The 5,923-nt window shown below is 63.4% G+C and carries 4 protein-coding genes and 1 pseudogene; 4 read left to right on the forward strand and 1 reads right to left on the reverse strand.

Features of this window, described 5'->3' with window-relative positions:
* Positions 1 to 263: 263 nt before the first annotated feature.
* Positions 264 to 1,433: an MFS transporter gene (locus AC0L18_RS32120; protein ID WP_473495704.1), complete on the reverse strand. Its 1,170-nt coding sequence runs from the start codon at positions 1,431 to 1,433 to the stop codon at positions 264 to 266.
* 479 nt (positions 1,434 to 1,912) lie between these two features.
* Between AC0L18_RS32120 and AC0L18_RS32125 the strand changes: the two are divergent.
* The 4 genes and pseudogenes from AC0L18_RS32125 to AC0L18_RS32140 all read left to right on the forward strand — a co-directional run bounded on the left by AC0L18_RS32125 (position 1,913) and on the right by AC0L18_RS32140 (position 5,758).
* Positions 1,913 to 3,414, forward strand: a pseudogene (locus AC0L18_RS32125) (FAD-dependent monooxygenase).
* Between the two features lie 289 nt (positions 3,415 to 3,703).
* Positions 3,704 to 4,531 carry a VOC family protein gene (locus AC0L18_RS32130; protein WP_473495705.1) on the forward strand — a complete coding sequence of 276 codons (828 nt, stop codon included), beginning with the start codon at positions 3,704 to 3,706 and terminating at the stop codon, positions 4,529 to 4,531.
* A gap of 38 nt (positions 4,532 to 4,569) precedes the next feature.
* Positions 4,570 to 5,517 carry an MFS transporter gene (locus AC0L18_RS32135; protein WP_473495706.1) on the forward strand — a complete coding sequence of 316 codons (948 nt, stop codon included), beginning with the start codon at positions 4,570 to 4,572 and terminating at the stop codon, positions 5,515 to 5,517.
* Entirely contained in the window at positions 5,498 to 5,758 is a 261-nt protein-coding gene (locus AC0L18_RS32140) for a hypothetical protein (protein WP_473495707.1), read from the forward strand. The genes AC0L18_RS32135 and AC0L18_RS32140 overlap by 20 nt, the downstream gene beginning before the upstream one ends.
* The last annotated feature ends 165 nt before the right edge of the window (positions 5,759 to 5,923 follow it).

Raw genomic sequence — 5,923 nt, forward strand, 5'->3', positions numbered from 1 at the left:
CAATGCAGGCGCGACGACCGGTTCCTGATCTCTACCTCAACCGCAGGCGCCCTCCCGCGCAGCGGGTTCGTTCTTCGACCTCTCAGCAGACCTCGCGGCTCGCCGGCAGTGGAGATAGGATGAAGGTCAGCGACTGCTGGTTCGCTGGACTGACCCCGCAGCCACAGGCGATGAACTCTACTCGGTCATGTCGTCCTTCGGTCTCGGCGTCCACTTCATCACCATCCCCGGCCGCGGCGGCACAGTGCCGCCACGGCTGTTCCTTACGCCGGCTTCGCGGCCAGCCGTCTTAACGCCGCCAGCCCGAGCACCGGCCCGGGCACCAGCATCACGAAAACATACTGCGGTCCGGCGGTTTCAATCAGCCAGTCAAGCAGCGCGATCGAAACGATCGTGATTGAGAAGCCGATGCAATTGGCGATCGTCAGCGCCGAGCCGACGAGCCTCGGCGGGGCGAAACGGGCGTTGAGCGTGGAGAATTGGGGCGAGTCGCCGGCAACGACCACGCCCCAGAACAACAGGAAGGCGAGGAACACCGGCAAGGGCGCCAGGAACGCCAGCGGTGAGACGAGGCAGCACAGGCCGGACGCCGACAACTGCATATAGGCAACGCGCGCGCTGCCGATCCCCCGCGAAAGGTAGCCGCCGACCATGCAGCCGAGAAACCCGGTGGCGATCGCCGCGAAGCTCCACATCGAAACCGTCGCGCCGTCGCTGCCAAGTCGCGCCGCCAGCAGCACCGGCAGGAACGCGTAGAAGGCGTAGAGCTCCCACATGTGGCCGAAATAGCCGAGGGCCGACGCCCGGAAATCGGCCGAGCGGAAGATCGTCGCGAATGCGGCCGGGTCAAACTTCGCGACCGCTCTGAGCTGCGGCCCGTCCGGCACGAGAAAGAGCATCGCCAGACCGCCGGCGATCGATACCGCCGAGACCGACAGGATCACGCCCTGCCAAGGCAGATCGCCGCCCAGGCCGCGGATGAGATGGGGAAATGCCGTTCCGAGCACCAACGCCCCGACCAGCCAGCCGAGCGCGAGCCCGAGGTCGCGGTCGTACCAGCCCGACGCGATCTTCATGCCTACGGGATACATGCCGGCGAGAAAGAAGCCGGTTGCGAACCGAGCCGCGAGCAGGGGCAGAAACTCACCGCCGCTCGCCAGCGTCGCCGCATTTGCCGCCGCGCCGGCGAGCGTGGAAAGGAAGAAGATGATGCGCGGCGAGTAGCGGTCGGCGATCGCTAGCCAGGCGAAGATCAGCGTACCGGCGATGAAGCCGAGCTGCACGGCGATCGTGATGTCGCCGACGGCGGACGCCGGCAGGCCGGAGCTACGCTGCAGGTCGGGCATCACCGCATTGCCGGCGAACCACAGCGAAGTCGCGGCGAACTGCGAGATGACGATCGTCGGCAGGATGCGGGCAGGAACGGCGGGCAAGGCGGAATCCTCGTCATGACGTTTAGAATGGTTCCTAGCATGCTGTGCCGCACGGCAGCAGTGACAGGTCGCCGGCGGTTTGCCAGCCAGTCCTTCGCGGCCGCCCCGCGAAGAAGAACGTCACGGCTGCGGCTTGTCACCATTTGCTGCTCTCGCGCCTTGCGGGAGCGAACTGCGGTATGATCAAAGCGATGCGGCAACGGCCGGCGAAATGATCGAGATGAGGCGCGTTGCTGCTCGGCAGCCTAGGGGCCGACACCGGACTGGCAGCTTCTGGCTGCAGATCTCGACAACCGGACATTCCGGTCACCGAGGCCGGCGTTGAGACCGAAGCAGACCAGAGTTCCGCGCCCAGAAAGGACCTAAGGGCTGCTACGATGTGCGATACCCCTGATTTGGGGCAGCCCTGTTTTAATCCGTAAGGTTCGGGACCTTGGCTGAGGCCGGCTTGAACCGGGAGCACCAGCACAGGAGCGAAGATGACCCAGCATGCCGTAATAATCGCCGGAGGTGGTCCGACAGGGATGATGCTGGCGGGCGAGTTGACGCTGGCCGGCGTCGATGTGGCCATTGTCGAGCGGCGCCCGAGTCAGGATTTGCCGGGCTCGCGGGCCGGTGGTCTCCACGCCCGCACTATCGAGGTTCTCGATCAGCGCGGCATCGCCGACCGGTTCCTCGCCGAGGGCCAGAAGGCGCAGGTCACCGGGTTTGCCGGGGTCACGTTCGACATCAGCAGCTTTCCGACGCGCCACCCCTACAGTCTCGGGCTGTGGCAGAAGCATATCGAGCGGATTCTCGCGGGCTGGGTCGACGAACTGGCGGTGTCAATCTATCGCGGCACTGAAGTGACCGGCTTCACCCAGGACGACGTCGGTGTCGATGTGGCGCTCAGCGACGGCCGATCGCTGCGAGCGGACTATCTCGTTGGGTGCGACGGAGGGCGTAGCCTCGTCCGCAAGGCGGCCGGCATCGAATTCCCTGGATCGGAGCCCACCACCAGCAATCTGATCGCGCAAGCCGAGCTTGCCGAGACGCCGCCCGAATGGGGTATCCGCCGGGATGCCCTCGGCATCCATTCTATCGGCAGGGTGGATTACGAGATCCGCGATGGTCAGATAGTCTATGCAGATGAGGGGCCGGTCGGCGTCCTGGTGACCGAGCGGCAGGTCGGACAGACGGCGGAACCCACTCTCCGCGATCTCAGCGAGGCGCTCATAGCCGTCTACGGAACTGACTACGGGATCCATAATCCCACCTCGATCACCCGCTTTACCGATGCGGCCCGGCAGGCCGCAGCCTATCGCAAGCGACGGGTACTGCTCGCCGGCGACGCCGCCCACATCCATCCCCCGGATGGTGGGCAGGGCCTCCAGACCGGCGTGCAGGATGCGGTCAACCTCGGATGGAAACTGGCCCAGGTGGTCAAGGGCACGTCGCCGGAAAGCCTCCTCGACAGCTATCACGCCGAGCGCCACCCGGTCGCGGCCCGCGTGTTGCGCCACACGATGGCCTCGGTGGCGCTTCGCCGCGGGGACGAGCGCACCAACGCACTGCGAGACACCATGGCCGAGTTGCTCGGCATGGATGAACCTCGGCGGCGATTTGCGGCAATGATGTCTGGCCTCGACATTCATTACGACCTCGGACCGGGGCACCCACTGCTCGGACGCCGCATGCCCGACCTTGACCTCGTCACTGCCAACGGAACAGTGAGGCTCTTTTCGCTGCTGTACGATGCCCGCCCGGTGCTGCTCAACCTGGGCCAGGCCGGCGGCCTCGAAAACGCGCCGTGGGCAAATAGGGTCAAGGTGATCGACGCCAAGTATGAGGGCCCTTGGGAGCTTCCGGTTCTTGGGACGGTGAGCGTTCCCACTGCGTATTGATCCGGCCCGACGGGCATGTTGCCTGGGTTGGCGACAAAACCCAGAAGGGCCTCACCGACGCGCTCGCTGCTTGGTTCGGATCCCCTGCTGCGGTGTAGCGCACCGCCCGCAACTGCTGCTTCGGGACCCGTGAGCCGTCTGTCTGCGATCAGGGTGAGTTCAGCGGTTAGCCGCCGTTCGGCTGAAGTGCCCAGCCCGACGTTTGGCCCGATCTCCTGACGGCTCCCTGTCAGGAGGGCCGTGCTAAACTTCTCCCACGATTGCTGAAGAACAAAAGGTCTTTGACTATGACGAATTGCCGTTTCTCGCCGCTCTCGGATCCAAGGCTCCGCCAGCCGACCGGGCGAAAGACATGCACCTGTACGGGTGGCTGATCGGAAGCTGGGAATGGACACCATACGTCATCTCGATGACGGCACGACCGAGGAATCAACCGGAGAAATCCATTTCGGCTGGGTGCTGGAAGGTCGCGCAATTCAGGATATCTGGATCAGGCCCAGACGCCCTGCGCCGTCCACCATGTATGGCACGACCTTGCGTATCTTCGATCCCGACATCGGGGGCTGGCACATCATCTGGAACGACCCGCTCAACCAGGACTACTCGCGCCAGACGGGGCCGGATGCGGACCACTATCGCGCATCATTTGGCCGTCCGATCGCAATCAAGGAAAGGGTTACGACAATGAGCAACAAGCACTTTTTGCGTGGCATGACCACGGTGAACTTCTGGGCCGACGACGTGGCCGCGGCGCGCGACTGGTACGCGGAGCTGTTCGGCGTCGAGGCGTACTTCCAGCGGCCCGACGCGGAAAACCCCGCCTATGTCGAGTTCCGAATCGGCGACGACGAGGACGAGTTCGGCATCATCGACCGCCGCTACGCACCAGCAGCGATGCAGCCCGGTCCGGGCGGTGCCATACTGCTGTGGCACGTCGACGACATCGAGGCGGCGTTCGCTCGGCTCAAGGCCATGGGCGCCACGGAGTACGATCCGATCACCAAGCGCGAGAGCGGCTTCGTCACCGCCTCGGTGGTCGATCCGTTCGGCAACGTATTGGGTATCATGTACAATCCGCACTACGTCGAGATGCTCGAGTCGCGGACAGGTAGGCAGATGAGGCCGCGTTCGCATGGGAGATTTGCCCCTAGGTGCAACGGGATACCAGGTTATCGATCGCATTGCGGCTTGGCCGGAAGGAGGGCGGTAGGCTGAAAGTATTCAACGCAGACAAGGCCGGTGCGGCCGGAGTCATGCTCGCGACGCTTGTCGGCGTGGCCGCGATGAGTCAGGTGTTTCGTACTATCGCGGCCATCGTCGCCCCCGGACTGCAACGTGAATTCGGACTCTCGACCGAAGAACTCGGCATCTACGCCGGCGCCTTCCATCTGTCCTTTGCCCTCGCCCAGATCCCGATGGGCCTGGCGCTTGACCTTTATGGCGTGAGAAAGACCGTTGGTTCGGCATTCCTCCTTGCAGTAGCGGGAGCGCTCCTGTCGTTCATTGCAACAGGCTTCCCGGTTTTGATGCTGGGGCAGTTGCTCATTGGCATCGGCTGCGCACCAGCCTTTGTGGGATCGCTGTTCTTTGTAAGCAAACATTTTTCCGAAAAGAGTTTTGCCCGAGTATCGGGCTTGGTTCTCAGCTTCAGCGGCCTTGGGTTACTGGCCACTGGCACGCCGCTGGCATGGGTAGTCGAACATTGGGGCTGGCGCAGCGCTTTTGTGGTGACGGGCGCGATGGCGGCGGCGAACTTGGTGTGCATCCTGGTCCTCGTTCGGGATGATCACGGCAAGAACTCAGGCGACATCGCAGGCGCAATTCGAGAGACGCTTGCGATCCTGAAAAAACGGCAGACCAAGGGCATCGTTGCGCTCGCGCTCGTTGGCTATTCGTCCTACATCGCGCTGAGGGGCCTGTGGGCGACACCCTTGTTCATGGAGCGACACGGCTTCACACTGACGGACGTCGGGAATGTGCTTCTCGCCTCATCGGTCGCGACCTTGGTTGGCCCACCGCTATTCGGTCTGGTTGCGGGCGAAAGGACGCTCACGGCGATACCTGATCTGCGCGAGCATGGCCACTTCCGCCGGAATTTTCCTCATCCTTGCAATCTCCGCCAACTGGATCGTCGATGCTACGATGTGCGTTGCGCTTGGGGCGCTCACCGGCTTCACGATCTTGCAGTTCGCAGACACTAAGAGTGCATATGATCCTCAGGTCGTCGGCCGAGCATTCGGAATTCTGAACACAGCTGTATTCCTCGGCGTTGCCATCATGCAGGGCGCAACTGGATGGGTGGCGTCCACCGCGAGCACGTTTAGCATCAATCCATTCGCTGCTGTCTTCGCGTTCATCGCCGCGGCGTGCCTGCTGGCCATGGTCGCCTTCTTCATGCTTCCCTGGCCAGAATGGGAGGTCGGCAGCAAAACTGATGTTTAGGTATTAACGCCTTGCTAAATGGACGGTAAGCCAATCCTGATAATGTCGAATGGGAGGCCGGGCGTGCTTACTCTAGTCGACAGCTACCGGGCCGAAGAACGAACCCGCTGCGCGGGAGGGCGCCTGCGGTTGAGGTAGAGATCAGGAACCGGTCGTCGCGCCTGC

The sequence above is a fragment of the Mesorhizobium sp. WSM4819 genome (genome assembly GCF_055811215.1).

Coding starts and splice junctions, on each gene's coding strand:
- AC0L18_RS32130 (WP_473495705.1), top strand. CDS start 3,704: ATGGACACCATACGTCATCTCGATGACGGCACGACCGAGGAATCAACC.
- AC0L18_RS32135 (WP_473495706.1), top strand. CDS start 4,570: ATGCTCGCGACGCTTGTCGGCGTGGCCGCGATGAGTCAGGTGTTTCGT.